This is a genomic window from Streptomyces sp. NPDC002446 (assembly GCF_053595675.1).
In genome coordinates this window covers 24,256-50,808 of sequence record NZ_JBSFYC010000008.1, presented here as the reverse complement: position 1 = coordinate 50,808, position 26,553 = coordinate 24,256, and the positions used below count along the sequence as shown (strand labels likewise).

Here is a 26,553-nt window from a genome sequence, read left to right as displayed (position 1 = left end):
CAGCAGGCCCCACAGCAGGCCCCGCAACAGCCCGCGGCCGCGTCGGCGCCGCGGTCGCGCCGGCGCGCCCCCGGTATGAGCGTCGAGCAGCGCCGGGCCATGATCGTGGCCGCCGCACTGCCGCTCGTCGCGGAGTACGGCGCGGCCGTCACGACCAGCCGGATCGCGCGCGCCGCCGGGATCGGGGAGGCCACGATCTTCCGTGCCTTCAGGGACAAGGACGAGGTGCTGGACGCCTGTGTCGCCGAGGCCGTCGGCACCGACCATGTCCTGCGCGAGCTCACCTCGATCTCGCTGGACGAGCCGCTCTCCGTACGGCTGGCCGAGGCCGCCGAGGCGCTCCGTGCCCACATGGAGCGCATGGGCACCGTGATCAGCGCCCTGCACGCCTCGGGCCACCGCCGCGGCCCCGAGCCCGCCGCCGCGCCCGCCTCGGGCGGCCCTGCCGCCGATGCCCGCACCTCCGGTACCAGGACCGGCGACGCCCGCACGTCCGCCGAAGCCCGCACGTCCGCCGAAGCCCGTACGCCCGGCGGCGGGCCGCCGCCGGACGCCCGCGCGCAGTCCGTCACCGCCCTCCGCAACGGCGTCATCGAGCTGATCGAACCGGACCGGGCAGCCTTCCGCCTCAGCCCCGAGAAGGTCGCGTCCGTCTTCCTGGGCCTGCTGTTCACCCGTCTGCAGTCGCCGGCCGGCGAGGCCGAAGCCCTGCTCACGCCCGAAGAGCTCATCGCCGTACTCCTGCACGGCACCCTCAACCACCCCGGGAGCGCCCCGTGACCGTGACCCTCAACCACACCATCGTTCCGGCCGGCACGGCCACTTCGCCCCGGTCCGGGTGGTCATGTCGCAGGCCTAGAGGCCCGTCCGGCGGCATCCGATGGGTCAGCCGTCGACGAAGCCCATGCTCACCTCGTCGTAGCGGGTCCCGGCTATCCGGGCCGCCGGGGCCGCGGCGTCGATGGCGGCGAGTTCGTCGGCGGACAGTTCGACGGCGAGGGCGCCGAGGTTCTCCTCCAGGTACTTCTGCCGGCGGGTGCCAGGGATCGGTACGACGTCGTCGCCGCGGTACTGGACCCAGGCCAGGGCGAGTTGCCCGGCGCTGACGCCCTTCTCGGCGGCGAGTGCGTCGAGCTTGTCGACGATCGCCAGATTCCGTTCGAGGTTGCCGTCGGCGAAGCGGGGCTGGGTCCGGCGCACGTCGGAGTCCGACAGGCCCTCCACCGAGGTGTACCGCCCGGTCAGGAATCCGCGGCCGAGCGGCGAGAACGGCACCAGGCCGATGCCGAGTTCACGGCACACCGGCGCGATCTGCTGCTCCAGATCACGGGTCCACAGCGACCACTCGCTCTGCAGCGCGGCGATCGGATGCACCGCGTGCGCCCGCCGCAGCGTCGCCGCACCGGCCTCGGACAGCCCGAGGTGCCGTACCTTGCCCGCCGCGACCAGTTCGGCCATCGCGCCGACGGTCTCCTCGATCGGTACGTCGGGGTCGACGCGGTGCTGGTAGTAGAGGTCGATGTGGTCGACCCCGAGCCGGCGCAGCGACGCCTCGCAGGCCTGCCGTACGTAGGTGGCGTCCCCCCGGATCGCGGTCGGCTCGCCCAGCCGGTTGGCGAAGCCGAACTTCGTCGCCAGCACCACCTCGTCGCGCCGGCCGGCGATGGCCCGGCCGATCAGCTCTTCGTTGTGCCCCGCACCGTAGAAATCGGAGGTGTCCAGCAGGCTGACGCCGAGGTCGAGGGCTCGGTTGATGGTCGCGATCGACTGCTCGTCGTCCGATTCCCCGTATCCGTGGCTCATCCCCATGCAGCCGAGCCCCTGCGCGGAGACCACCAGCTCACCGAGCTTGCGCGAAGGAATGTTGGTCGTGGTCATGGTGCTGCTACCTCCTGGACCGGGCCCGTCCCGGAATCCCGTTCGAGACGGTATGAGTTGGAGCGCACTCCAAGTCAACAAGGCGTCGGCGCCGGGCCGGTGCGGGTGTGCGCGCACGCCCCCGCCCCGCCCCGCCCCTGCATGTGCGCCGCGTCCCAGGTCAGGTACTGTGGCGTGCCAGTAACGGACCGACCGAGGAGGTGAGACCGATCCCCCGCCAGACCAGGCAGGCGCTTCCGTCTCACGCCCGTACGGCCCGCCCGACGCAGGTGGCCGTCCGGCACAGGTGACCCGGGAAGCGCCCTCGGCGCCCCGAAAGGCTCACATGTCGTCATCTCAGCAGTGCCCGCCCGACCAGTCGTCACCTCTCGCGCCCGGGCACCCCGCAGCGCTCCCCCGCCCCACCGTCATCGCCAGGCTGCGCGCCGCCGGCTGTGTGTTCGCCGAGGACGAGGCGGAGCTGCTCCTCTCCACGGCGCGTACCGCGGAAGAACTCGCCGCCATGGTGGAGCGGCGGGTCGCCGGCCAACCCCTTGAACACGTCCTCGGCTGGGCCGAGTTCCACGGTCTGCGGGTCGCCGTCGCTCCCGGCGTCTTCGTGCCGCGCCGCCGCACCGAATTCCTCGTGGGCCGGGCCGTGGACCTCGGCCTGCGGACCGCCGGCCGCACCCGGCGGCCCACGGTCGTCGTCGACCTGTGCTGCGGCTCCGGCGCGGTGGGCGCCGCGCTCGCCGCCGGACTGGAGCGGGTCGAGCTGTACGCCGCCGACATCGAGCCCGCCGCGGTGCGTTGCGCCCGTCGCAACGTCACCGCCGTGGGGGGCGAGGTCTACGAGGGCGACCTGTTCGACCCGCTGCCCGCCGGGCTCCGGGGCCGTATCGACATCCTGGTGGCCAACGTCCCCTACGTACCGACCGAAGAGGTGGGGCTGCTGCCCCCGGAGGCGCGTGAGTACGAGCCGCTGGTGGCGCTCGATGGCGGTGCGGACGGGCTCGACGTACTGCGGCGGGTGACCGCGGCCGCGCCGCGGTGGCTGGCCCCGGGCGGCCATCTGCTGGTCGAGACGAGCGAACGTCAGGCGCCCCGGGCCGTCGAGGCCTTCGCCCGCAACGGGCTGCTCCCCCAGGTGGCCGCCTGCGACGAGCGGTACGCGACGGTCGTCATCGGGACCCGGCCGGCAGAGGAGGAGCCGGCAGACCAGCGGCCGGCGGATGAGGAGCCGGCGGACGAGGAGCCCGCACCGGCCGCGCCGTGACACGGCCGGCGCAGCGGGCGCGGGAGGGAAACTCGCTGGGTCCCGGGCCGGCGCCGGTCTACCGTGGCGCCATGCCTTCGATGAGCTATGACCGCCACTGTGCCGAAATCGTCGCGCAGACCGACCTGTTGAGAGCCCGCATCGAGGGCGCCGACCTGGCGGCGCCCGTTCCCACCTGTCCCGGCTGGAGCCTGGGGCAGCTGCTGCGGCATGTGGGCTGGGCACATCGCTGGGTGGAGGAGATCGTACGGACCCGGGCCACGGGGCCGGTGTCCGACGAGCGGCTCAACGACGTCTCGGGCTATCGGGACGAGGACCCCGCCGTCCTCGGCGCCTGGCTCGCCGAGGGTGCCGGGCAGCTGGCGGACACGCTGCGGGCGGCCGGGCCCGAGGCCGAGGTGTGGACCGTGGCGCCCGGTGGGACCCCGGTCTTCTGGGCCCGCCGTATGACGCACGAGACGGTCGTCCACCGTGCCGATGCGGCCTTCGCCGTCGCGGCGGCCCCCTCCGGCCGTACCGGCTCCGCCGCCGGGGCGGGTTTCACCGTCGCGGACGAGGTCGCCGTCGACGCCCTCGACGAGTGGATGGGCTTTGGCTCCCTGCCGGAGGTCTTCGAGGCCGAGCCCGAGCTGCGCAAGCTGATGTCCGGCGGCCGGACCCTGCACTTCCAGGCCACCGGCACCGCACCCGGCGCGCCGGTGCAATGGCTGGTCGGCCTCGAGGGCGACGCCCTCACCTGGCGCCGCGCCCACGCCGAGGCCACCGTCGCGGTACGCGGCCCGCTGGCCGAACTGCTGCTGCTCATCTACGGCCGGCGGCCCACCCGCGGCGCCGGCGGAAGCGGCATCGAGATCGCCGGCGATGTGGCGCTGCTCGACGCCTGGCTCGACGGCGTCGGCTTCTGGCTCAACGAGTGAGCGCGCGCCGCCTGCACAAACGGCAAGGCGCCGGCCGCCACCAGCGGCGGCCGGCGCCGTGCCGCGGCCGGGAGTGCTACTGCACGTCGACGTAGTCACCGGTCGCCGCGACGGCCGGGGTCGTCGAGGTGCCGGCGAAGTTCCAGCGCCAGTAGCCGTCCGCGGACGCGGTGACCGTGGTCGTGAGGTCCCCGGTGCTGGAGGTGTTGACCGTCTTGACGGTGGTGTAGGTGCTGGTGCCCGCCTTGCGGAACTGGAGCCTGACCGGCTGCGCGGTGTAGCCCGCGTAGGCGTCGGTGTCCCAGTTCGCCCGGGTGAGCCTGCCGGTGACCGTGAGGGTCTTGCCGCCGGCCACCGGCTCCGGGCCGGCGTTGACCGTCAGCTTGGAGTACCGCTGGATGCGGGTGGTCGCGTAGGCGTCCCGCTGGGTGCGGCTGTCGTCGTTGGCCCACGCCTGGACGCCGACCTTCCAGATCCCGGCGTCGGCGTTGGCGAGCCACCAGTCCGGCTCGAAGGTGAAGGTCTTCGAGCACGTGGACGTGGTCGCGCTGGCGGCGACGCAGTCCGCGGGGGTGGTGTCCTCGTTCGGCTTGATGTAGCCGACGGGGTTGTCCGGGTCGGTGCCGCGCCACAGGTGGACATCCGCGTCCCAGATGCCCGACGGGTCGGTGGCGGTGACCGAAACCGTGATCGTCCGGTCGGTGAGGCCGACGGCGATGTCCTTGCCTCCGTTGACGGCGACACCGGTGATCTGGATGTCGCCGACGGTCTCGTCCGCGTACGCGGCAGGGACGACGAAGCCGCCCAGCGCGGCGGCCGCAGCGAGACCGGCGAAGATTGCGCGCTTGCGCATGAATCTCCCCACATATGAAGATGCGCCCGCCGAATGCAGGGCACGGCGGGCGAATGAGGAGGCCAACTGTAAACAGTTGAACGATTCTTCACAACGGTTCGCTGACCGCCCCCGAACCCCTCGGAATTTCCCGCCCATACGCCCCTGATCAGCCATTTCGCACCCGCGGCTGCCGGGGCTGACGGCCGCCCCGCCCCACCGCAGCCGCCGCTGGCCGCAGCCGCCGCCGGCCGGACCGGGGTGCTCCGGCCGGCGGCGCCCCGGTCAGGCGCCGACGTAGTCCGCGAGGTGTTCGCCGGTGAGGGTGGAGCGGGCGGCGACGAGGTCGGCGGGGGTGCCCTCGAAGACGATCCGGCCGCCGTCGTGGCCGGCGCCGGGGCCGAGGTCGATGATCCAGTCGGCGTGCGCCATGACCGCCGGGTGGTGCTCGACGACGATGACCGACTTTCCGGAGTCGACGAGCCGGTCGAGCAGACCGAGCAGCTGCTCGACGTCGGCGAGGTGCAGGCCGGTGGTCGGCTCGTCGAGGACGTAGATGCCGCCCTTGTCGGCCATGTGCGTCGCCAGCTTGAGCCGCTGCCGCTCGCCGCCGGAGAGCGTGGTGAGCGGCTGGCCGAGGGTGAGGTAGCCGAGGCCGACGTCGGCGAGCCGGGTGAGGATGCGGTGCGCGGCCGGCGTGCGCGCCTCGCCCGCGCCGAAGAACTCCTCGGCCTCGGCCACCGGCATCGCGAGCACCTCGCTGATGTCGCGCCCGCCGAGGTGGTGGTCGAGGACCGAGGCCTCGAACCGCTTCCCCTCGCAGTCCTCGCAGGTCGTGGCGGTGCCGGCCATCATCGCCAGATCGGTGTAGAGGACCCCGGCGCCGTTGCAAGTGGGGCAGGCGCCCTCGGAGTTGGCGCTGAACAGCGCCGGCTTCACACCGTTGGCCTTGGCGAACGCCTTGCGGATCGGGTCGAGCAGCCCGGTGTACGTCGCCGGGTTGCTCCGCCGCGAGCCGCGGATCGGCGCCTGGTCCACCGACACCACGCCCGCCGAGGCCGGGATGGAGCCGTGCACGAGCGAGCTCTTGCCGGAGCCGGCGACGCCGGTGACGACGGTCAGCACCCCGAGCGGGATGTCGACGTCGACGCCCTGCAGGTTGTGCGTCGTCGCGCCGCGGACCTCCAGGGCGCCGCCGGGGGTGCGGACCGCCTCCTTCACGGCGGCCCGGTCGTCGAGGTGGCGGCCGGTGACGGTGCCGCCGCCCCGCAGCCCCGCGACGGTGCCCTCGAAGCAGACGCTGCCGCCCGCCTGGCCCGCGCCGGGGCCGAGATCGACGACGTGGTCGGCGATCGCGATCGTCTGCGGCTTGTGCTCCACGACGAGCACCGTGTTGCCCTTGTCCCGCAGCCGCAGCAGCAGGTCGTTCATCCGCTGGATGTCATGGGGGTGCAGGCCCGTGGTGGGCTCGTCGAAGACGTAGGTGGTGTCGGTGAGCGAGGAGCCGAGGTGGCGGATCATCTTGACGCGCTGCGCCTCGCCGCCCGACAGCGTGCCCGCCGGCCGGTCGAGCGCGAGGTAGCCGAGTCCGATCTCCACGAACGAGTCGAGCGTGCGGGCCAGCGCGGTGAGCAGCGGCGCCACCCTGGCGTATCCCCCGCTCGAAGAGCCTACGGAGGGCTCCTTGAGGCCCCGGACCCACTCGGCCAGGTCCCTGATCTCCATCGCGCAGGCGTCGGCGATGCTGATCTGCTCGATCTTCGAGGACCGGGCGCCCTCGCTGAGCCGGGTGCCGTCGCACTCGGGGCAGGTGGCGAAGGTGACCGCCCGCTCCACGAACGCCCGGATGTGCGGCTGCAGCGCCTCCTTGTCCTTGGCCAGGAACGACTTCTGGATCTTGGGGATCAGGCCCTCGTAGGTGAGGTTGACGCCCTCGACCTTCACCTTGGTCGGCTCGCGGTAGAGGAAGTCCTGCATCTCCCTCTTGGTGTACTTGCGGATCGGCTTGTCCGGGTCGACGAAGCCCGACTCGGCGTAGACCCGCACGGTCCAGAAGCTGTCGGACTTCCAGCCGGGGATGGTGAACGCGCCTTCGGAGAGCGACTTGGTGTCGTCGTAGAGCTGGGTGAGGTCAATGTCGGAGACCGCGCCCCGGCCCTCGCAGCGCGGACACATGCCACCGGTGCGGCTGAAGGTCGCCTTCACCGCCTTCTTGGCGCCGCGCTCGACGGTGATCGCACCGCTCGCCCGGACCGAGGGGACGTTGAAGGCGTACGCGCTGGGCGGGCCGATGTGCGGCTTTCCGATCCGGCTGAAGAGGATGCGCAGCATCGCGTGGGCGTCGGTGACGGTGCCGACCGTGGAGCGCGGGTCGGCTCCCATCCGCTGCTGGTCGACGATGATCGCGGTGGTCAGCCCTTCGAGGACGTCGACCTCGGGCCGTGCCAGCGTCGGCATGAAGCCCTGGACGAAGGCGCTGTAGGTCTCGTTGATCAGCCGCTGCGACTCGGCGGCGATCGTGTCGAACACCAGCGAGCTCTTGCCCGAGCCGGAGACACCGGTGAACACCGTCAGCCGCCGCTTCGGGATCGCGATGCTGACGTCCTTGAGGTTGTTCACCCGCGCGCCGTGCACGCGGATCAGATCGTGGCTGTCGGCGGCGTGCGGTGCGGGCGACGGCGGGGCCGTCCGCTGGGCCGGGCTCATGGTCTCTCCCTCTGTGGGGCGGGGCGGGCTTCGCGGTGGGTGGCCGCGGACCGGGGCCGGCCGGTGCGGTGCCCGGCCGGCCCCGGGCTCACTTGGTGCGGCGCTGGTTGAAGCGCAGCATGTTGCCCGCGGGGTCGCGGAAGGCGCAGTCGCGGACCCCGTACGGCTGGTCGACCGGCTCCTGCAGCACCTCGGCGCCCGAGGCCTGGATGCGCTCGAAGACGGCGTCGACGTCGTCGGTCGTAAAGATCACGCCGCGCAGCATGCCCTTGGCCAGCAGCTCCGCCATGGCCTGCTTGTCGGCCGGCGAGGCGTTGGGGTCCGCGGCGGGCGGCTCCAGCACGATCTCCACGTCGGGCTGCGACGGCGAGCCGACCGTCACCCAGCGCATGCCCTCGAACCCGACGTCGTTGCGCACCTCGAAGCCGAGCACGTCCCGGTAGAAGGCGAGCGCCTTGTCGTGGTCGTCGACGGCGATGAAGCACTGCGAAAGTGTGATGTCCATGCGGCTCACGCTACGGGCGGGCCGCGCGCTCCGCTTCTCCGTTCCTGACCGGTTCCGCGGCCGCGGCCGGTTCGGTCTTCCTGGCCGGTTCCGCGTCCGTCGCCGGTTCCGCGTCCGCGGCCGGTCCCGCGTCCGTCGCCGGTCCCGCGTTCCTGACCGGCCGCGTGAAGATCTTGGCGACGCAGGCCGGGATGGCCGCGCCCGGCTCGTGCTCGCGCGCCCGGTACGCACTCGGGCTCTCGCCCACCAGCTCGGTGAACCGCGAGCTGAACGACCCCAGCGACGTGCACCCGACGGCGAAGCAGACCTCCGTCACCGACAGGTCGCCGCGCCGCAGCAGGGCCTTGGCCCGCTCGATCCGGCGGGTCATCAGGTAGCTGTACGGCGTCTCCCCGAAGGCGGCACGGAAGCTGCGGGAGAAGTGGCCGGACGACATATGGGCCGCGCGGGCCAGCGCGGGGACGTCGAGCGGCTCCGCGTAGTCGCGGTCCATCAGGTCGCGTGCCCGGCGGAGCCGGACCAGGTCCGCAAGCGTCACGGGCCCAGCATCGCACGGGCCCCCGCCCCCACCCCGAGCACTTTTGCTAGCGCTTGCTTGCAATAGTTAGCACGAGGAGGCACCATCGACACATGGCATCACTCAACGTCGGCAATCTCGGCGAGTTCCTGCGGGAGCAGCGGCGCACGGCGCAGCTGAGCCTGCGGCAGCTCGCGGATGCCGCCGGGGTGTCCAATCCGTATCTGAGCCAGATCGAGCGCGGCTTGCGCAAGCCGAGCGCGGAGATCCTGCAGCAGCTCGCCAAGGCGCTGCGGATATCCGCCGAGACGCTCTACGTCCAGGCCGGGATTCTGGACGAGCGGCGCGGGCTGGACGGGGTCGAGGTACAGACCGCGATACTCACCGACCCGGCGCTGAACGAGAGACAAAAGCAGGTCCTGCTGCAGATCTACGAGTCCTTCCGCAAGGAGAACGGGCTGGTCGGCGGCAAGGAGGGCGCTGCGAGCGGGCCTGCGGACGGGCGTGGTACGGACTCCCGCGTGACACGCGGCACGGACTCCCACGAGACAGAGGCCGACGGCGGCCCGCACACCACCTGAGCAACCGATTCCGTTTCCAGGAGGAACAACGTCATGGCCATCAACACCGATGACCTCCGCAAGGCCCTGACCGACGCGACCCCGCTGTACGCCCTGGCCGGCACGGTCGACTTGGCCGCCGAGAAGGTGCCGCAGCTCGTCGAGAAGCTGCGCACCGAGGCGCCCAAGCACTTCGAGTCCGTGCGCAGCACCGACCCCAAGGACGTCCAGGCGCTGGTCGCCAAGCAGGCCAAGGACGCCCAGGAGAAGCTGGCCGAGCTGCTGGGCTCGCTCGACGGCGACTTCAGGAAGTTCCGCGACCAGGCGCAGGAGCTGGCGCTGCAGGGTGTGGGCCGGCTCGCCGAGGGGGCCGTGCAGGTCCGCGAGGGGTACGACCAGCTGGCCGAGCGCGGCCGCGACGCGGTGGCGAACTGGCGCGGCGAGGCCGCCGACCAGGTCGAGGACCTCGCGGTGGCGATCGAGCCGGAGCCGAAGCCGGCCGCCAGGAGCGGCGCGAAGACCGAGACCGCCAACGGCGCCAAGGCGGAGACCAAGGCCACCCCGGCGGCCCAGGCCAAGCCCGCCGCGCCGAAGAAGCCGGTCGCGCAGCGCAAGCCGGCACCGGCGAAGAAGAGCACCCCGCCGTCCGCGAAGTGAGCCGGCGCGCTCCGCGCTGAGCACACGGATTTCACCGGCCGGGCCGGGCACCCTTGGCGTGCCCGGCCCGTTGTGCGGGTACGGTGGGGCGGCACGGGCCGCGGACGGCCGCGGCGGACCGAGACGACACGACTGGCGAACGGGCGGTGTACGGCGTGCTGATTTACGGGTTCCAGAGCATTCTGAGCTGGGTGCAGCTCGCCCTGGGCGTCTATGCCGGTGTGATGCTGATCGATGCGGCGGTGCGCCGCGAGGACGCCTACCGCGCCGCGAGCAAGCAGACCAAGGGCATGTGGCTGATCTTCCTCGCCCTCGCCACGGCGCTGCTGTTCATCCTGCCGATCATGTCGTTCCTGCCGATCATCGGCGTGATCGCGGTGATCGTCTACACCGTCGATGTGCGGCCGGCGCTGCGGGAGGTCACCGGCGGCGGGCGCGGCCCGCGGCGCGGCGGCTCCAGCTCGGACGGACCGTACGGGCCGTACAACGGGGGGCGCTGAGCGCTCCGCCGGGCGACCGGACCTTAAGCTGTCGGACCGGCCCTAACCGCGGTTCAGCAGCAGTACCGCCACGTCGTCCGTCAGCTCGCCGCCGTTGAGGTCGCGTACCTCGCGGACCGTGGCGTCCAGCAGCTCCTCGCCCGCGAGGCCCCGCGCCATCTGCCGGCTCACCAGCTCGGTCATGCCGTCCTGGCCGAGGCGCTTGTTGCCCTCGCCGATCCGGCCCTCGATCAGGCCGTCGGTGTACATCATCAGGCTCCAGGAGCCGCCCAGTTCGACCTGCCGGCGCGGCCAGCGGGCGCGCGGCAGCAGGCCGAGCGCCGGGCCGCCGCACTCGTACGGCAGCAGCTGCGGGCGCTCGCCGGCGCGGGCCAGCAGCGGTGCGGGGTGGCCCGCCAGGCACAGGCCGGCGCGGCGGCCGTCCGCGGAGATGTCGACGGTGCACAGCGTCGCGAAGATCTCGTCGTCGGAGCGCTCGTGCTCCAGCACCTTCTGCAGCGTGGCGAGCAGTTCGTCGCCGGACAGCCCGGCGAAGGTCAGCGCGCGCCAGGCGATCCGCAGCTCGACGCCGAGGGCTGCCTCGTCGGGGCCGTGGCCGCAGACGTCGCCGATCATCGCGTGGACGGTGCCGTCGGGCGTGCGGACCGTGTCGTAGAAGTCCCCGCCGAGCAGGGCGCGGCTGCGGCCGGGGCGGTAGCAGGCCGCGAAGTGCAGGTCGGAGCCGTCGAGCAGCGGCGTGGGCAGCAGACCGCGCTCCAGGCGGCGGTTCTCCTGGGCGAGCATCCGCGACTCGGTGAGCTGGCGCTGTGCGAGGTCGGCGCGTTTGCGTTCGACGGCGTAGCGCACGGCGCGGCTGAGCACCGCGCCGTCCAGCTCGTCGCGGAAGAGGTAGTCCTGGGCGCCGACGCGTACGGCGTCGGCGGCGCGCTCGGCGTCCGTCTCGTAGGTCAGCACGAGGACGGCGTGCGAGGGCGCCATCCGCAGGACGTCGTGCAGCATGCCCAGCTCGGCGCCGGGGGCGCCGTCCCGCTCGCTGCGGTCGTCGCGCTCGGCCGGGGGCAGGTCGAGCAGGATGCAGTGCACGTCGTCGGTGAGCAGCCGCTCGGCCTCGGTGAGGTTGCGGGCGGTGCGCAGGCGCACCCGGCGGCCCGCCCAGTCCGACATCTCGGGGACGTGGCTGTTGGGGTCCTCGCCGATGAGGAGCAGGGTCAGGCCCTGATGGGACGGTCCGTGGTCGGCCGAAAGTCGCTGTTCGTCCGTGAGCGGCTGCTCGGGCGTCCGGAGGTCCTGCGGCGCCGGGTGGGCCGCCTCCTGGCCGGCGGCGGGGGCGCGCAGGCCCTGGTCCGCCGCGTTCCCCGTGCCTACCGCGCCGGCCGCCGGCGCGGTGTCCGCGCAGGCGCCGTCCACCGGTCCTGCCTGGTGCGGCAGTACGACCGTCCGCTGGTGCGGTACGGGTACGGGCATCGGTCTGCTTCCTTCCCTCCCCCCGAGGGGCGCAGTGGTGCGCCGACGGCGCACCACCGTGCCCGACCGGCACCGCTCGTCGGTCGGCCGAGCGGGGCACCCACCGGGCACTGACAGGCGACCATAGCGTCAGTTCGGAGGAGGAGGGAATGGCCGATGGCAATCAGCCATCGGCATATGCCGAGGCTGATAAGCCATTTGGCCCGGGTCAGGCGGAATGCGGAATGACGAATATCACCCCGCTTGAGTGCATTCCGCTACGCGATGGCAACCCTCAGACAACAAGCATTCCGGTCATTTATCGTGTGCGATCCGCGTCACGGTGTCCGCCGTCACCATCGGGACGGACCACGCCGAGGATGGGCATCGAGCCGGCGCCGGCGATCGTCACCTGCCGGCCGGGCCGGGGCGCGTGGACGATCGCGCCGTCGCCCAGATACATCCCGACATGACTGGCGTCGGAGAAGTAAATGATCAGGTCACCGGGCCGCATGTCCCTGAGGGCGATGCGCGGCAGCTGCCGCCACTGCTCCTGCGAGGTCCGCGGAATCGTGCGGCCGCCGCGCTCCCAGGCCCGCAGGGTCAGCCCGGAGCAGTCGAAGGTGTCCGGCCCCTCGGCGCCCCATACGTAATCCTTGCCGATCTGCTCGGTGGCGTACGAAATCGCCTTCTTGCCCCAGGCGGATGCTTTGTCGCTGATGTCGTCGAGTACGCCCGAGTCGAGCCACTTCTGCTGCTGCGCGAAGGCCTGCGCGTCCTCCAGTTTCCGCAGCCGGTCCTTTTCCTTGGCGGCCAGTCGAGATTCCAGCTTCTTTGCCGCGTCGATCTTTTTCTTGATGTCCCGCTGCGCGCTTTCCTTCTTCTTGCGGTTCGCCTCCAGCCGCTCCCAGCGATCGGTGGCGGCGTCGGAATAATCCTCCAAGTCGCCCTTGAGATTCGCGAGTTGAGTGATCACGCGTTTGGCGGCGAGCTGCCCTTTGCGGGCCAGGGTGACATTGTCGAGAAAACTGCCGGGATCGTCGCCGAGCATCAGTTTCGCCTCCGCGGGCAGCCCGCCGGCGCGGTACTGCGCGCTGGCCAGCGCGCCCGCCTGCCGCTTGAGGGCGGCCAGCCTGCGCTGGGTGCCGTCGATGCTGCGCGCCAGCTTGACGATCTCCTTCTGCTGGAGCTCGACCTGCTCCTTGGCGGCGTTGTACGCGTCGGTGGCCTGCTCGGCCTTGCGGTAGAGGGCGTCGATCTTCTTGCGTACGTCGTCGAGGCGCCGGGCGCCGGGGTCGGCGGCCGGTCCGTCGCCCTTCCCGGAGCCGGCCGCGGGCGGGGGGTCATCGGCGTACGCGGCGCCCGCCGTACCGCCGAGCAGACCCGTCGCGCACAGGACGACGGCGGTGCACGCCACCAGCCGGCGCCCCCGGGCACCCCGGCCGCCCCGCCTCTCCCCCGCGCCGGGTGAGCCCCCTTCGCCCCTTACTTCTTGTACGTCCCGAACGCCCTGCCCTGCCCCCTGGCGCCCCACCAGTCACCTCCGGTCGTTCCGCACCGATTCGCGTGGTCCTCCGGCGCGGATGCTGCCATACCCCTCAGTAATTCAACAGAGCGACGGGCCCTTTAGTACGAGCGGGCGAACACTTCTTCCCCCGCACCCACCTGATGGCCGAGGTTCACCGTGCGTTCACTTTGCCCCATCGGCCGCTTCACCTGATCTGCTTAATTTCGGCCGTACCGAGTGCGCGTCATGCCCAGACGGCTGCCGCGGCACGGCTAGCTGACACCGCACCCCCACGGCGGTCATCACACACATCGCCCCCGTGCACGCCGGAGAAGCGGCGCGCCCCAGGAAGGAATTCCCGACAGTGAAGCTTCAGCGCAAGAACCGGGTTCGCGCCCTCGCCGTTGGCGCTCTCGCCGTCTCCGGTGCCCTGGCCCTGTCCGCGTGCGGCTCCGACGACACCACCGGCGCAAGCGGTGGCGGCGGCTCCGCCAAGACGAACATCAAGTGTGAGGGCAAGGGCAAGCTGCTCGCCTCCGGCTCCTCCGCGCAGAAGAACGCCATGGACGTCTGGGTGCAGAACTACTCCGGCGCCTGCAAGGACACCGAGATCAACTACCAGCCGACGGGCTCCGGCGCCGGCGTCACCACCTTCCTGCAGGGCCAGACCGCCTTCGCGGGTTCCGACTCGGCCCTCAAGCCCGACGAGGTCACCAAGTCCAAGCAGGTCTGCAAGGGCGGCCAGGCCATCGACCTGCCGATGCTCGGCGGCCCGATCGCGGTCGGCTACAACGTCCCCGGCGTGGACAACCTCGTCCTGGACGCCCCGACCCTGTCGAAGATCTTCAACTCGGAGATCAAGAACTGGAACGACGCGGCGATCAAGAAGCTGAACCCGGACGCCAAGCTGCCGGACCTCAAGATCCAGGCGTTCCACCGCTCCGACGACTCGGGCACCACCGACAACTTCACCAAGTACCTCAAGGCCGCCGGCGGCTGGAAGCACGAGCCGGCGAAGAAGTGGGAGGGCGAGGGCGGCCAGGCGGCGTCCGGCTCGGCCGGCGTCTCCTCGCAGGTCAAGCAGACCAGCGGCGCGATCTCCTACTTCGAGCTGTCCTACGCGACCTCCAGCAAGATCCCGACGGTCAAGGTGGACACCGGCGCCAAGGAGCCGGTCGAGGCCACCGTCGACAACGCCTCCAAGGCCATCTCCGAGGCCAAGCAGGTCGGCAAGGGCAACGACCTCGCCCTGGAGCTCAACTACACCACCAAGGCCGACGGCGCCTACCCGATCACCCTGGTGACGTACGAGATCGCCTGCGACAAGGGCAACAAGGCCGAGACCCTGCCGGCCACCAAGTCCTTCCTGACCTACGTCTCCAGCAAGGACGGCCAGACCGCCCTCAAGGAGCTCGGCTACGCCCCGCTGCCCACCGAGATCGCCGACAAGGTCCGCGCGACCGTCGCCAAGATCTCCTGACCCACCGGGCGCATTCTGGAAGGGGCCCCCTGACAAGGGCCCCTTTCGGGCCGTCGCCCGTCCGGTGCACCGCCGCGCCAGGAGCCCTCACCGGCTCCGCAGACCGGAGAACCCATGAATACAACCTCCTCGATAACCGACAACCCGCCTGCGCCACGCGACGGCCGCTCCGCCGTCTCCGGCAAGGCGGTCCGTCCCGGTGACCGGATCTTCCTCGGCCTCTCCCGGGGGTCCGGCATCGCCCTCCTGGTGATCATGGCCGCCATCGCGGGCTTCCTCACCTACCGGTCCGTGCTCGCCATCTCCGGCGACAAGGCCAACTTCTTCACCACGCTGGACTGGAACGCCACCGGCCTGGAGCCCAAGTTCGGCATCGCGGTGCTCGCCTTCGGCACCATCGTCAGCTCGGTGGTCGCGATGGTCATCGCGGTCCCGGTCGCGGTCGGCATCGCCCTGTTCATCTCGCACTACGCGCCGCGCAAGCTGGCCTCGCCGCTCGGCTACGTCATCGACCTGCTCGCCGCGGTGCCCAGCATCATCTACGGCCTGTGGGGCGCGCTCTTCCTCGTCCCCCACCTGACCGGCTTCTACAGCTGGCTGGACGACTACCTCGGCTGGACCGGGATCTTCGAGTACGGCGGCGGGGCGGCCCGCTCGCTGTTCACCGTCGGCATCCTGCTCGCGATCATGATCCTGCCGATCGTGACCAGCGTCAGCCGCGAGGTGTTCCTCCAGGTCCCCAAGATGCATGAGGAGGCCGCGCTCGCGCTCGGCGCCACCCGCTGGGAAGTCATCCGGATGTCGGTGCTCCCCTTCGGCCGCTCCGGCGTCATCAGCGCCTCCATGCTGGGCCTGGGCCGCGCGCTCGGCGAGACGATGGCCGTCGCCACGGTCCTGTCCCCGAGCTTCCTGATCAACGCCAGCCTGCTGGACCCGGGCGGCGGCACCTTCGCCCAGAACATCGCCAGCAAGTTCAGCGAGGCCGACCAGTTCGGCCAGGACGCCCTGATCGCCTCCGGCCTCGTCCTCTTCGTGATCACGCTCCTCGTCAACGGCGCGGCCCGTCTGATCATCGCCCGCCGCAAGGAGTACTCGGGAGCCGCAGCATGAGCGTCATGACGGACCACCGGCAGACCGCCAACGGCGGCAGCCCGCTCGCGGCCTCCCTCAAGCACCCCCGGCTGCCCCGCTGGGCCCCGCCGGCCCTCGCGCTGGTCGCGGCCGGCGCGGGCTGCGGCATCGGACTGGCCGCCGGCCTGGACAGCACCCTCCAGTGGGGCCTGATCGCCGTCCTGCTGTTCATCTTCGGCACGTTCGCGCTGACCGCGGCCGTCGAGGGCGCCCGGCAGGCCAAGGACCGGCTGGCCACCAGCCTGGTCTGGGTCGCCTTCCTGCTCGCCGTGATCCCGCTGGCCTCCCTGCTGTGGGAGACCGTGGCCCGCGGCATCAAGGTCCTGGACGGCTACTTCCTGTCGCACTCGATGGGCACCCTCCCCGACCAGATGGCCGGCGGCGGTATCTACCACGCGATCATCGGCACCCTGGAGCAGGTCGGCCTGGCCACCCTGATCGCCGCGCCGATCGGTCTGCTCACTGCGATCTACCTCGTCGAATACGGACGCGGCAGGCTCGCCAAGGCCGTCACCTTCTTCGTCGACGTGATGACCGGCATCCCCTCGATCGTGGCCGGCCTGTTCATCCTGTCCGTGTGGATCCTGATCCTCGGCTTCGGCCCGTCCGGTTTCGCCGGTGCGATGGCGCTGGCGATCCTGATGATGCCGGTCGTGGTCCGCTCCACCGAGGAGATGCTCAAGCTCGTCCCGAACGAGCTGCGCGAGGCCTCCCTGGCCCTCGGCGTCCCGAAGTGGCGCACCATCCTCAAGGTCGTCCTGCCGACGTCGATCGGCGGCATCACCACCGGCGTGATGCTCGCCATCGCCCGTATCACCGGCGAGACCGCCCCGGTGCTGCTCCTGGTGTGGGGCGCGAAGACGATCAACAACAACCCGTTCGAAGATGCCCAGCAGTCACTTCCGCTCTACGTTTTCCAGCAGTGGCAGCAGGGTTCCGAGGCCTCCTACGACCGCGCGTGGGCCGCGGCACTGGTCCTCATCGCCTTCGTCATGCTCCTCAACCTGGTGGCCCGCGGGATCGCCCGCTGGAAGGCCCCCAAGACCGGTCGCTAAGGCGACCCCCTCCGGCTCCGCCGAGTGGGGCCAGACAGCGACCCTCTGAAGCACCGAAAGAAGCAGTGATCCCATGGCCAAGCGAATCGACGTCAGCGGACTGTCCGCGTACTACGGCAGCCACAAGGCCATCGACGACATCTCGATGACGGTCGAGCCGCGCTCGGTGACGGCCTTCATCGGCCCCTCCGGCTGCGGCAAGTCGACCTTCCTGCGCACCCTGAACCGCATGCACGAGGTCACCCCCGGCGGCCGCGTCGAGGGCAAGGTGATGCTGGACGACGAGAACCTCTACGGCTCCGGTGTCGACCCGGTCGCCGTCCGCCGCACCGTCGGCATGGTCTTCCAGCGCCCCAACCCGTTCCCCACGATGTCGATCTTCGACAACGTCGCGGCGGGCCTGCGGCTGAACGGCTCGTACAAGAAGAGCGAGCTCAAGGACGTCGTCGAGAAGTCCCTCAAGGGCGCCAACCTCTGGAACGAGGTCAAGGACCGGCTGAACAAGCCCGGCTCGGGCCTGTCCGGCGGCCAGCAGCAGCGGCTGTGCATCGCCCGTGCGATAGCCGTCGAGCCGCAGGTGCTGCTGATGGACGAGCCCTGCTCGGCGCTCGACCCGATCTCCACCCTCGCCATCGAGGACCTGATCGGCGAGCTCAAGGAGCGCTTCACGATCGTCATCGTGACGCACAACATGCAGCAGGCCGCGCGCGTCTCGGACCGTACGGCGTTCTTCAACCTCGCGGCCGTCGGGCAGCCCGGCAAGCTGATCGAGATCGACGAGACCGAGCGGATCTTCTCCAACCCGTCGGTCCAGGCCACGGAGGACTACATCTCCGGCCGCTTCGGCTAGGCCCTGACCCATCGGACAGGCCCTGGCCGTGCTTCGGCCGGGACGTGCCCTGGCCGACGCCCCCTGAGCGTCCTGCGGTGCTGCATGGCGGTGCCACCGCAAGACGAAGGGCCCGCCCCTCCTTCCCGGGGGGCGGGCCCACTGCTGTGTCCGGCGGCCGGCGGTACTCGGCCCGGCGCGCCGGTCCGTCAGCCGAACGCCAGCTGCACGAGCCAGTACGCGAGCGCCGCGACCAGCGCCGCCGCCGGCATGGTGATGAACCAGCCCATCACGATGTTCTTGGCGACGCCCCAGCGCACCGCGCGGGTGCCCTTGGTCGAGCCCACGCCCATGATCGCCGAGGTGATGACATGGGTCGTGGAGATCGGCGCGTGGAACATGAACGACGCGGTGTACATGACCGAGGCGGCCGTGGTCTCCGCGGCGAAGCCCTGCGGCGGGTCCAGCTCGATGATCCGGCGGCCGAGCGTACGCATGATCCGCCAGCCGCCCGCGTACGTACCGAGCGAGAGGGTGATCGCGCAGGCCAGCTTGACCCAGATCGGGATGGCCGCGTTCGCCGTCTCGACGTCGGCGATGACCAGGGCCATCACCACGATGCCCATGGTCTTCTGGGCGTCCTGCAGACCGTGGCCGAGCGCCATGCCCGCGGCCGAGACCGTCTGCGCTATGCGGAAGCCACGCTTGGCCTTGTGCGGATTGGCCTTCCGGAACATCCACAGGATGACGACCATCACCAGATAGCCGACCACCAGGCCGATCACGGGCGAGATGAACATCGGCAGGACGACCTTCTCGATCACCCCGCTCCAGATCACCTCGGTGCCGCCCGCGAGCGCCGCACCGACCATGCCGCCGAACAGGGCGTGCGAGGACGACGACGGCAGCCCGAAGTACCAGGTGACCAGGTTCCAGACGATCGCGCCGACCAGCGCGGCGAAGAGGATGCCCATCCCCTGGCTGCCGTGCGGAGTGGAGATCAGCCCCTCACTGACGGTCTTGGCGACCCCGCTGCCGAGGAAGGCACCGGCGAGGTTCATCACGGCGGCCATCGCCAGCGCGGCCCGTGGGGTCAGCGCCCGCGTCGAGACCGAGGTCGCGATGGCGTTCGCCGAGTCGTGGAAGCCGTTGGTATAGGTGAATCCGAGCGCGACCGCAATGGTCACGACAAGCGCGAAGGTGTCCATGGCCGGGGCTCAGGACTCCTTGACCGCGATGGTCTCGACGGTGTTGGCGACGTGCTCGAAGGCGTCCGCGGCCTCTTCCAGGATGTCCACGATCTGCTTGAGCTTGAGGACCTCGATGGCGTCGTACTTGCCGTTGAAGAGGTGCGCGAGCAGCTTGCGGTGGATCTGGTCGGCCTGGTTCTCCAGACGGTTGACCTCGATCCAGTACTCGGTGAGGTTGTCCATCGTCCGCAGATGCGGCATCGCCTCGGCGGTCAGCTCGGCCGCCCGCGCCAGCACCTCGATCTGCTGCTCGATGCCCTTCGGGAGCTCCTCGACCTTGTAGAGGACGACCAGATCGACGGCCTCCTCCATGAAGTCCATGATGTCGTCGAGGGACGAGGCGAGGTTGTAGATGTCCTCGCGATCGAACGGCGTGATGAACGAGGAGTTCAGCTGGTGGAAGATCGCGTGCGTCGCGTCATCTCCCGCGTGCTCCGCCGCACGCATCCGTTCGGCGATCTCGGTCCGCGCGGAGGCGTCCGCCCCGAGCAGTTCCATCAGGAGCTTGGAGCCCGTGACGATGTTGTCCGCGGAGGCGGCGAACATGTCGTAGAAGCTCGTCTCCCTGGGGGTCAGACGAAAGCGCACGTGAAATCCTCGGGGTGCATCGGATTCGGTCGAGTTGATGCTAGGCGCATCATCCAGCCACTGCTAACCGGCATTCCCTCAGTGTCGCCCATCGGGCAGCATGCTCTGCACGGGGTACCGCAGGTGCCCGCAAAGTTCGGTACCATATACCCACCAGGGGTATATAGATCGCCTAGATACCACGGGAGACGGCCATGACGACCACGGACGCCGACGCCAACGGCCCCGCCGCAGCCGCCGCGGCCCGCCCCGCCCCGCAGCCGGAATCCGCACCCCATAGCGCGGCCCGGACCGTGACCGACGCCGCAGCGACTTCGCCGAAGACCGGCATCCACGGCTACGCACAGCAGAAGGACGCTCACATCAAGCGACTGCGCCGGATCGAGGGCCAGATCCGCGGACTGCAGCGGATGCTCGAAGAGGATGTCTACTGCATCGACATACTCACCCAGGTCTCGGCGAGCACGAAGGGCCTGCAGTCCTTCGGGCTCCAGCTCCTGGAGGAGCACCTGCGGCACTGCGTCGCCGACGCCGCCGTCAAGGGCCCCGAGGCCATCGACGCCAAGGTCCAGGAGGCGACCAAGGCCATCGAGCGGATGCTGCGCACCTGACGGCGGCTACGCCGGCGGCCCGCCGGGCGGCTCGCGGCCGTCCCCGTCCACGTCCAGCACCTCGTCGATACGGTCCGGGCTGAGCCGATCCTCGCTCGCGGCCGCGGCCGCGATCATCAACTCACCCGTCAGGTCGATCTCGGCGAGGGCTACGTGGTCCTGAACCGTCGTAGGGCGGTGGCCGGCCACGTACAACACCTCCTCCTTCGAGCGCCTTCCCACGCCTTGGGTGGTTACCGACCAGCGTAAGGACGGCCGGACGCTCCGCGCATGGCACGGAAGGACCATTTCCGCCACCGGGCACCCGCCCCCGACACGTGCCCGCCGGGCCTTGCTAGGGCCCGGTGGAAGCGATCTTCCCCGCGTAGATGTCGTCCCGGTCCGGCAGCCGGACCGGGACCCTCGCCCCGAAACCGGACAGTTCGGTCGTGGAGGTCACCGACGCCCCCTGGGGCGCGCCGTTGGCGAAGTGGAACCGCTGGCGGACCTTGCGCAGCCGCCCGGCCTCGTCCAGATACGCGTCGAACGGCACCGCGTCCGTGGTGAACCCTTTCTCCGCGGCGACCAGCGCGTCCCTCGAACGCGGCGACGCCGCCCGCGCGGCCGTCCCGATGTCCGTCGTGCCCCGGTAGTGCCGCACCACGACGCCGTCCAGCCGCTCGTCGCCCTGGTACGTCACGTCCCGTGCGCCGCGCAGCAGTTCGGCGGCGGCCAGCGGATCGGTGGCGCCGCCGGTGACCAGATTCCCGTCGGCCAGCGTGGCGGTGTCGACTCGTACCCATTTGTCCGCGGGCACCCCCGCGCCGCGGTTCTTCATGAACAGCGCGCCGGGCGCAAGGATCTCCGTGATCGGCTGGTGGCCCGCGCTGGGGCCGCCCGCCGGGTCGGGCAGCACGACGCGCAGCTGCCCGCTGCTGGTGGTGAAGTCATAGCCGCCGGTGCCGCGGATGGCGACGCGGGTGCCGCCGCTCACCGTCTCCATGGCCGTACGGACCTCGGCGGAGCGGGCCCGGACCAGGGCGTCGGCGCTGGCGCGGACGGCGGCGGCCGCGGCGGCGGGCCGGCCGGACGGCTCCTGGTCGTCGGCGGCGGCGCCCTCGGAGGAACAGCCCGTCGTCAGCAGCCCGACGGCCAGCCCCGTCCCGCACGCCACGGCCACGGCGGCCGCGCCGCCCCGCCTGTCCTGCACCACCATGCGTACGAGCCCCCTCGGCCGCCGTTTCCGGGACCGGCCTGGGCCGGCCGGTCCGCTCGGGAGGGTCGGACGTACCGCCAACGCCACCTCTGACGTTCCGTCGACCGATCCGTTCAACGACCGTTGCGGGGGCTCGTCACGCAACGGCGGCGGGGGCGCGTAGCGTGGACGGGTGCCCGACCGAGTCCCTCATACGACCTCCACCACCGAGCGCGGTTCCTTCTGCACCGCGCGCTGCACCTGCGGCTGGCGGGGGCCGGCCCGCCGCGCCCGGTCACAGGCGCGCACGGACGCGGAGCGCCATCTGTCCGAGGCCCCCGAGGGGTCCGGCCGCGGGTGCCCGCCGGAGTGACGCCGCCCTCTGGAACGAGTCCGTCCGTTCCGGGAACCCCCAACGCCCCTGGGGCATCTGGCTAGTGGAGGGAAGCAACGGCGCGGCGCGCCCCGCGACCACCGGCCGCCATCGGCCGCCGGGGCAGGGCCGCAGACATCGAGGGGGACTCATCCCAGTGAAGCGGCGCACACTCCTGCAGGCCGGCACCGGACTGGCGGCGACCTCGGTCGTCTGGGCCACCGGCTGCGACACCAAGACCGCCGGGGCGGCCGCGGGGTCCGCCACCTCGGCCAACGGGGCCGCCGCCGGTGCGGCGCGGACCCAGACGGCCGGTGCCCGCGCCGGCCAGGCCTCCTGGACCGCGCTCGGCAAGAGCCTGGACGGTCAGCTCATACGGGCCTCCGACGCCGCCTACGCGACCGCCCGGCGCCTCTACAACACCCGCTACGACACGCTGAAGCCGTCGGCCATCGCGTACGTCAAGCACCCGGCCGACATCGCCGAATGCCTCGCCTTCGCCAAGCGGCACGACACCCCGGTCGCCATCCGCAGCGGCGGCCACTCCTACGCGGGCTGGTCCAGCGGCAACGGCAAGCTCGTCATCGACGTCTCCGCGCTCTCCAAGGTCGGCGCGCCCTCCGGGGGCACCACCCACATCGGCGCCGGCGCCAAGCTCATCGACGTCTACACGGGGCTGGCGTCGCACGGCGTGACGATACCCGGGGGCTCCTGCCCCACCGTCGGCATATCCGGCCTCACCCTCGGCGGCGGCCATGGCGTGGTCTCCCGCGCGTACGGTCTGACCTGCGACAGCCTCGTCGGCGCGACGCTGGTCACGGCCGACGGCAAGACCGTCCACTGCGACAAGAACCAGCACGCCGACCTGTTCTGGGCGCTGCGCGGCGCCGGCAACGGCAACTTCGGCGTGGTCACCGAACTGCGCTTCCGTACGCATCCGGCGCCACGCGCGGTGATGGCGTACATGACGTGGCCGTGGGCCAAGGCGGCGAAGGTCGTGGCGTCCTGGCAGAAGTGGGGGCCGGTGCAGGCCGACGAGATATGGTCCGCCTGCCATCTGGACGCGCGGCCGGGCGGGACCCCGGCGGTCTCCGTCGCGGCCTTCTCCCTGGGCGGCTACCGCGAGCTGCAGAACGCCATCGACAAGCTGGCCGACCAGCCGGGCGGTCCCGGCCCCGCCGCCACCGTCCGCCTCACCCCGACCGGCTATCTGGACGCGATGGAGTCCTACGCGGGCTGCTCGTCGAAGTCCACCGCGCAGTGCCATATGCCCGGTTCGCTGCCCGGCCGCACCGGCGCCGGCCAGCTCGGCCGCGAGACCTACGCGGCCCGCTCGCACTTCTTCGACCGCTCGCTGTCCGCGACCGGTATCCGCACCCTGATGGACCAGATCGAGAGCGGCGGCCGCAAGGGCGTGAGCGGCAATGTGGCGCTGACGGCGCTGGGCGGTGCGATCAACCGCGTCGGCCGCACCGACACCGCGTTCGTGCACCGCGGATCGCGCTTCCTCGCCCAGTACTTGACGTCCTGGCCTGCGAACGGTTCGCCCGGCACGCGGACAGCGTGGCTCAATTCCTTCCATGACGCGATGCGCCGGCACTCGTCGGGCGCCGCGTACCAGAACTACACCGACCCGGGCCTGGCCGACTGGAAGTCCGCCTACTACGGCGCCGCCGCCACCCGCCTCGCCCAGGTCAAGCGGACCTACGACCCGCAGCGGCTGTTCAGCACCTTCCCGCAGGCGCTCTGAGCCGGCGCACGGCACACGGACGGCCCGGCCCCCGCGAGGGGTCCGGGCCGTCCGCGTCCGCCAGGCTCCGCCGTTCTCCGGGCCCCGGGGCCCTCAGGCCGCCAGGTCCTTGTCGCGCTCCTTGTGCCCGCTCGGCAGCGCCGATCCGGCGACCACCCGGCTGCCCTCGGCGTCCTCCGCCTCGCTGCCCGGCGTCCGCACCAGCCACGCCAGCCCGGACCGGCCGATCGCCGTCGTCAGCGGCACCAGCAGCGCCTGGGCCAGCGGCGCGAGCAGCAGCGCCACGGCGGTGCCCAGCGCGAAGCCGCCGATCACGTCGGTCGGGTAGTGCACGCCCATGTAGACGCGACAGAAGCCCTCGGCGAGCGCCAGCGCGATGCCGATCAGGCCGTACTTGCGGTGGGCGACGAAGAGGCCGACGCCGACCGCCATCGTGAGCGTCGCATGGTCGCTGACGAACGAGAAGTCGCTCTTGCCGGGGATGAGCACTGCCAGCCCGGCGTGGTCCTTGAACGGCCGCGGCCGTTCGACGAACTCCCGGATCGGGATGTTGGCCAGCAGCGCGATACCGGCGGCCAGCGGCGCCCACACCAGGCCGGCGACCGCGGACGGCGCGCCGGGCCGGCGGCGCGCCGACCACCAGGCGACCAGGCACAGCACCGCGAGGGCGGCGATGATGCCGTACTCGCCGATGTACTCCATGGCCTTGTTGACCCAGTGGGGGGCGTCCTTCGCGAGGCCGTTGATGCCGTCGAGCACGTCGACGTCGGGGTTCGGCCCCTCGAGTGCGAGTCCAGCCATCTGCCGCAGGCCCCTTATCTTCCGCGCGCGCGAGCGCCTTCGTGTGCTGCCAACCCCCGTGGTCGTCGAGCGTGTGCTGCTTCGAGCGCTGCTACGTCCCCACGCAAGGGAAACGCCATGCCCGCCCCGGGCGTTCCACCCTCCACCGGATGATCACCAGGACGTTATCGAAGCTTGATTCATCGCTGCAGTTCAGGGCCCTATGTTCACGCAGCGTTGGCGCTGGGGAGCGCTTTTGCGCCATCCGAGGTGACGCGGGTCGCACCGATGTAGTCCGGTGTGTCGATCTTGTCGAACCGGATCACCGCACCGGTGTAGGGCGCGTTGATCATGTACCCGCCACCCACATAGATGCCCACGTGGTGGATCGACCGCGGATCGTTCAGGTCGTACGCGAAGAACACCAGGTCCCCCGGGAGCAGCTCACTGCGCTTGGGGTGCGGGCCGGCGTTCCACTGGTCGTTGGCCACCCGCGGCAGCTCGATGCCCACCGAGCGGTACGCGGCCTGGGTGAGCCCCGAGCAGTCGAACCGGCCGCCCTGCGCGGCGGTGCCGGTCCCGCCCCACAGATAGCGCGTGCCGAGCTTGTCCTGCGCGAAGTAGATGGCGCCCGCGGCCTGCCGCGACGGCGCCACCGGGCCGGCCGGCGCCTCGAAGCTCTTCGCCAGGGTCGTGATCGTCTTCACGTAGTTCTGCGTCTCGCGGTAGGGCGGGACCCCGTTGTACTGGATCACCCGGTACGCCCCCGCGTTGTACGCGGCGAGCATGTTGTGGGTGTCGTTGCCCGGCGCGCGCTTCACGTAACGGGCCAGCTCGCAGTCGTACGACGCGGCGGACGGGATCGCGTCCTCCGGGTCCCACACGTCCCGCTTGCCGTCGCCGTTGCCGTCGATGCCGTGCGTCTGCCAGGTGCCGGGGATGAACTGCGCCATCCCCTGCGCGGCCGCCGGGCTCTGCGCCTTCGGGTTCCAGCCGCTCTCCTGGTAGAGCTGCGCCGCCAGCAGCGCGGGGCTTATCGCCGGGCAGAGCGTTCCCCACTTCTGCACCAGCGACTGGTACGCGGCCGGCACCGCGCCCTTGGCCAGCCCGAGCGCCCGGCCGCCGGTCCCGGCCAGCCCGGCCGCCACCGTGTACGTACCGATCACAAGCAGCCCGAGCAGGCAGAACACCAGTCCTGCCCCGAGCCCGCCGGCCACCCAGAATTTCCGCACCCCACAACCCTCCCCCATTCAGGCGCGGTTCACTGCCGTTTTCCAGCCGCTCGCTGCGGGTTGTGTCACACGGGAGGCGCAGGGGCGCTCCGGCCCGGGCGCGATTCCCCTCACAGGGGCGCCCGGGGCACCGCCGGATGAGCGACACTGCACAGGAACCCCGAAACAGGACGGCGAGCCGTGGACCCGAACGACCAGAAGCAGATGAACCGGCACCTGTGGTGGCGCGTGGCGTACTTCCTCTTCGCCATCCACCTGGTGGCGCTCGTCATGATCTTCGCCATGTCCCACGCTCCGAAGTAGCCGCCCCGCGCCCGGCCCCGGATCACTGCGCCCCCGGCCCGATGATCATTGCTCAGGGTTATCCCCCGTGATACACACGGTGAGACCAGCCGGTTCAATGGAGTACGCGTGCCCGTCGGCGCACGTCACTCGCATCGGATCCGCCAAAGAAAGACGCCAAGTCGATTTCTGACGGCGCCTTCGTCGGCGAAGATAGAAGCCGGCCCGTGCCGCACCGGTACGGGCGAGGGCAACCAACTACCCATAAAGGGCGGTGAGTTCACACATGGCACACATGTCACACATGTTCCTTGCGGCCGAAAAGGGCGACATCACCACCATCATCGGCGGAATCGCCCCGGACTGGGGCCCGTTCGGCAGCCTGGGCAACGAGGCCCGTGTGATGGTCGAAGTGGTCATGGCGGTGGCGATCCTGCTGTGCCTCGGCATCGCGATCTGGGGCGCCGCCAAACAGCGCATCGGCGCCACGGCGCTGCGCGACACCTTCAGCGCCGAACAGGGCAAGGGCCTGATCGTGGCCGGCCTGACCGGCGTCTTCATCATCGGATCCCTGGGGACACTGTTCACCATCGTCTACGGAATGGCGGTCTAGCCCCGGCCACGGCACGGCGTCCGGCACGCCGTCCGTACCGCGCGGCGGCCGCCACCGCCGCCCCGCCGCCCGCGCGCACCCCTGCATGCGCCCGAACCCGGGCCGCCCGCCGTGCGCCCCCGCCCGAC

At 71.2% G+C, this 26,553-nt stretch carries 27 protein-coding genes; 14 read left to right on the top strand and 13 right to left on the bottom strand.

Annotation, left to right across the window (positions count from 1 at the left end; genetic code table 11):
* The first annotated feature begins 99 nt into the window (after positions 1 to 99).
* The gene (locus ACWD6P_RS07000) at positions 100 to 780 is read left to right on the top strand and encodes a helix-turn-helix domain-containing protein (protein WP_451443099.1); all 681 of its coding nucleotides are present in this window, start codon (positions 100 to 102) and stop codon (positions 778 to 780) included.
* Positions 781 to 885: 105 nt separating this feature from the next.
* Here ACWD6P_RS07000 and ACWD6P_RS06995 read toward each other — a convergent pair whose 3' ends face one another.
* Positions 886 to 1,878 (bottom strand): aldo/keto reductase, encoded by a 993-nt coding sequence (locus ACWD6P_RS06995; protein ID WP_451443000.1) that lies wholly within the window; start codon positions 1,876 to 1,878, stop codon positions 886 to 888.
* 325 nt (positions 1,879 to 2,203) lie between these two features.
* On the opposite strand from ACWD6P_RS06995, the gene ACWD6P_RS06990 reads away from it, so the two are divergent.
* Complete coding sequence (locus tag ACWD6P_RS06990) at positions 2,204 to 3,133, top strand: putative protein N(5)-glutamine methyltransferase (protein WP_451442999.1); 930 nt, start codon at positions 2,204 to 2,206, stop codon at positions 3,131 to 3,133.
* Positions 3,134 to 3,204: 71 nt separating this feature from the next.
* The gene (locus tag ACWD6P_RS06985; protein ID WP_451442998.1) at positions 3,205 to 4,050 is read left to right on the top strand and encodes a maleylpyruvate isomerase N-terminal domain-containing protein; all 846 of its coding nucleotides are present in this window, start codon (positions 3,205 to 3,207) and stop codon (positions 4,048 to 4,050) included.
* Between the two features lie 76 nt (positions 4,051 to 4,126).
* Here ACWD6P_RS06985 and ACWD6P_RS06980 read toward each other — a convergent pair whose 3' ends face one another.
* From ACWD6P_RS06980 to ACWD6P_RS06965, 4 genes are all read right to left on the bottom strand, one after another.
* Positions 4,127 to 4,903, bottom strand: coding sequence for a DUF5707 domain-containing protein (locus tag ACWD6P_RS06980; RefSeq protein WP_451442997.1), 777 nt, complete (start codon positions 4,901 to 4,903; stop codon positions 4,127 to 4,129).
* 264 nt (positions 4,904 to 5,167) lie between these two features.
* Positions 5,168 to 7,588, bottom strand: a complete 2,421-nt coding sequence (locus tag ACWD6P_RS06975; protein WP_451442996.1) for an ATP-binding cassette domain-containing protein — start codon at positions 7,586 to 7,588, stop codon at positions 5,168 to 5,170.
* An 88-nt stretch (positions 7,589 to 7,676) separates the two neighbouring features.
* Entirely contained in the window at positions 7,677 to 8,093 is a 417-nt protein-coding gene (locus ACWD6P_RS06970) for a VOC family protein (RefSeq protein WP_451442995.1), read from the bottom strand.
* Positions 8,094 to 8,103: 10 nt separating this feature from the next.
* Complete coding sequence (locus ACWD6P_RS06965) at positions 8,104 to 8,586, bottom strand: helix-turn-helix domain-containing protein (RefSeq protein ID WP_451443098.1); 483 nt, start codon at positions 8,584 to 8,586, stop codon at positions 8,104 to 8,106.
* A 137-nt stretch (positions 8,587 to 8,723) separates the two neighbouring features.
* Between ACWD6P_RS06965 and ACWD6P_RS06960 the strand changes: the two genes are divergently transcribed.
* The 3 genes from ACWD6P_RS06960 (at position 8,724) to ACWD6P_RS06950 (ending at position 10,327) form a co-directional block, all read left to right on the top strand.
* Complete coding sequence (locus ACWD6P_RS06960) at positions 8,724 to 9,191, top strand: helix-turn-helix domain-containing protein (protein WP_451442994.1); 468 nt, start codon at positions 8,724 to 8,726, stop codon at positions 9,189 to 9,191.
* A 33-nt stretch (positions 9,192 to 9,224) separates the two neighbouring features.
* Positions 9,225 to 9,827, top strand: a complete 603-nt coding sequence (locus ACWD6P_RS06955; protein WP_451442993.1) for a hypothetical protein — start codon at positions 9,225 to 9,227, stop codon at positions 9,825 to 9,827.
* Positions 9,828 to 9,982: 155 nt separating this feature from the next.
* Positions 9,983 to 10,327: a DUF2516 family protein gene (locus tag ACWD6P_RS06950; RefSeq protein WP_451442992.1), complete on the top strand. Its 345-nt coding sequence runs from the start codon at positions 9,983 to 9,985 to the stop codon at positions 10,325 to 10,327.
* Between the two features lie 42 nt (positions 10,328 to 10,369).
* Here ACWD6P_RS06950 and ACWD6P_RS06945 read toward each other — a convergent pair whose 3' ends face one another.
* On the bottom strand, positions 10,370 to 11,791 hold the full coding sequence (locus tag ACWD6P_RS06945) for a PP2C family protein-serine/threonine phosphatase (RefSeq protein ID WP_451442991.1): 1,422 nt from the start codon (positions 11,789 to 11,791) through the stop codon (positions 10,370 to 10,372).
* A 298-nt stretch (positions 11,792 to 12,089) separates the two neighbouring features.
* Complete coding sequence (locus tag ACWD6P_RS06940) at positions 12,090 to 13,187, bottom strand: NlpC/P60 family protein (RefSeq protein ID WP_451442990.1); 1,098 nt, start codon at positions 13,185 to 13,187, stop codon at positions 12,090 to 12,092.
* 454 nt (positions 13,188 to 13,641) lie between these two features.
* Between ACWD6P_RS06940 and pstS the strand changes: the two genes are divergently transcribed.
* The 4 genes from pstS (at position 13,642) to pstB (ending at position 17,793) form a co-directional block, all read left to right on the top strand.
* Entirely contained in the window at positions 13,642 to 14,757 is a 1,116-nt protein-coding gene (pstS, locus tag ACWD6P_RS06935) for a phosphate ABC transporter substrate-binding protein PstS (RefSeq protein WP_451442989.1), read from the top strand.
* A 114-nt stretch (positions 14,758 to 14,871) separates the two neighbouring features.
* Entirely contained in the window at positions 14,872 to 15,867 is a 996-nt protein-coding gene (gene pstC, locus ACWD6P_RS06930) for a phosphate ABC transporter permease subunit PstC (protein ID WP_451442988.1), read from the top strand.
* A gap of 5 nt (positions 15,868 to 15,872) precedes the next feature.
* Entirely contained in the window at positions 15,873 to 16,943 is a 1,071-nt protein-coding gene (pstA, locus tag ACWD6P_RS06925; protein ID WP_451443097.1) for a phosphate ABC transporter permease PstA, read from the top strand.
* Positions 16,944 to 17,016: 73 nt separating this feature from the next.
* A complete protein-coding gene (gene pstB / locus ACWD6P_RS06920) occupies positions 17,017 to 17,793 on the top strand; it encodes a phosphate ABC transporter ATP-binding protein PstB (protein WP_355787463.1) in 777 nt (258 codons plus the stop codon).
* Between the two features lie 188 nt (positions 17,794 to 17,981).
* Here pstB and ACWD6P_RS06915 read toward each other — a convergent pair whose 3' ends face one another.
* Entirely contained in the window at positions 17,982 to 18,980 is a 999-nt protein-coding gene (locus ACWD6P_RS06915) for an anion permease (RefSeq protein ID WP_451442987.1), read from the bottom strand.
* A gap of 9 nt (positions 18,981 to 18,989) precedes the next feature.
* A complete protein-coding gene (locus tag ACWD6P_RS06910) occupies positions 18,990 to 19,610 on the bottom strand; it encodes a DUF47 domain-containing protein (RefSeq protein WP_451442986.1) in 621 nt (206 codons plus the stop codon).
* Between the two features lie 194 nt (positions 19,611 to 19,804).
* Between ACWD6P_RS06910 and ACWD6P_RS06905 the strand changes: the two genes are divergently transcribed.
* Complete coding sequence (locus ACWD6P_RS06905; RefSeq protein ID WP_451442985.1) at positions 19,805 to 20,221, top strand: metal-sensitive transcriptional regulator; 417 nt, start codon at positions 19,805 to 19,807, stop codon at positions 20,219 to 20,221.
* 6 nt (positions 20,222 to 20,227) lie between these two features.
* Here ACWD6P_RS06905 and ACWD6P_RS06900 read toward each other — a convergent pair whose 3' ends face one another.
* Both ACWD6P_RS06900 and ACWD6P_RS06895 read right to left on the bottom strand, forming a co-directional pair.
* Entirely contained in the window at positions 20,228 to 20,419 is a 192-nt protein-coding gene (locus tag ACWD6P_RS06900; protein ID WP_451442984.1) for a hypothetical protein, read from the bottom strand.
* A gap of 136 nt (positions 20,420 to 20,555) precedes the next feature.
* Complete coding sequence (locus ACWD6P_RS06895; RefSeq protein ID WP_451442983.1) at positions 20,556 to 21,416, bottom strand: hypothetical protein; 861 nt, start codon at positions 21,414 to 21,416, stop codon at positions 20,556 to 20,558.
* 509 nt (positions 21,417 to 21,925) lie between these two features.
* Here ACWD6P_RS06895 and ACWD6P_RS06890 point away from each other — a divergent pair.
* Positions 21,926 to 23,518: an FAD-binding oxidoreductase gene (locus tag ACWD6P_RS06890; RefSeq protein ID WP_451442982.1), complete on the top strand. Its 1,593-nt coding sequence runs from the start codon at positions 21,926 to 21,928 to the stop codon at positions 23,516 to 23,518.
* A 93-nt stretch (positions 23,519 to 23,611) separates the two neighbouring features.
* Here ACWD6P_RS06890 and ACWD6P_RS06885 read toward each other — a convergent pair whose 3' ends face one another.
* Together ACWD6P_RS06885 and ACWD6P_RS06880 are read right to left on the bottom strand one after the other, a co-directional pair.
* Positions 23,612 to 24,319, bottom strand: coding sequence for a phosphatase PAP2 family protein (locus ACWD6P_RS06885; protein ID WP_451442981.1), 708 nt, complete (start codon positions 24,317 to 24,319; stop codon positions 23,612 to 23,614).
* Positions 24,320 to 24,525: 206 nt separating this feature from the next.
* Complete coding sequence (locus tag ACWD6P_RS06880; RefSeq protein WP_451442980.1) at positions 24,526 to 25,530, bottom strand: C40 family peptidase; 1,005 nt, start codon at positions 25,528 to 25,530, stop codon at positions 24,526 to 24,528.
* A gap of 180 nt (positions 25,531 to 25,710) precedes the next feature.
* Here ACWD6P_RS06880 and ACWD6P_RS06875 point away from each other — a divergent pair, with 180 nt between their 5' ends.
* Both ACWD6P_RS06875 and ACWD6P_RS06870 read left to right on the top strand, forming a co-directional pair.
* On the top strand, positions 25,711 to 25,833 hold the full coding sequence (locus ACWD6P_RS06875; RefSeq protein WP_399148754.1) for a hypothetical protein: 123 nt from the start codon (positions 25,711 to 25,713) through the stop codon (positions 25,831 to 25,833).
* Between the two features lie 283 nt (positions 25,834 to 26,116).
* The gene (locus ACWD6P_RS06870) at positions 26,117 to 26,425 is read left to right on the top strand and encodes a hypothetical protein (RefSeq protein WP_046930918.1); all 309 of its coding nucleotides are present in this window, start codon (positions 26,117 to 26,119) and stop codon (positions 26,423 to 26,425) included.
* The last annotated feature ends 128 nt before the right edge of the window (positions 26,426 to 26,553 follow it).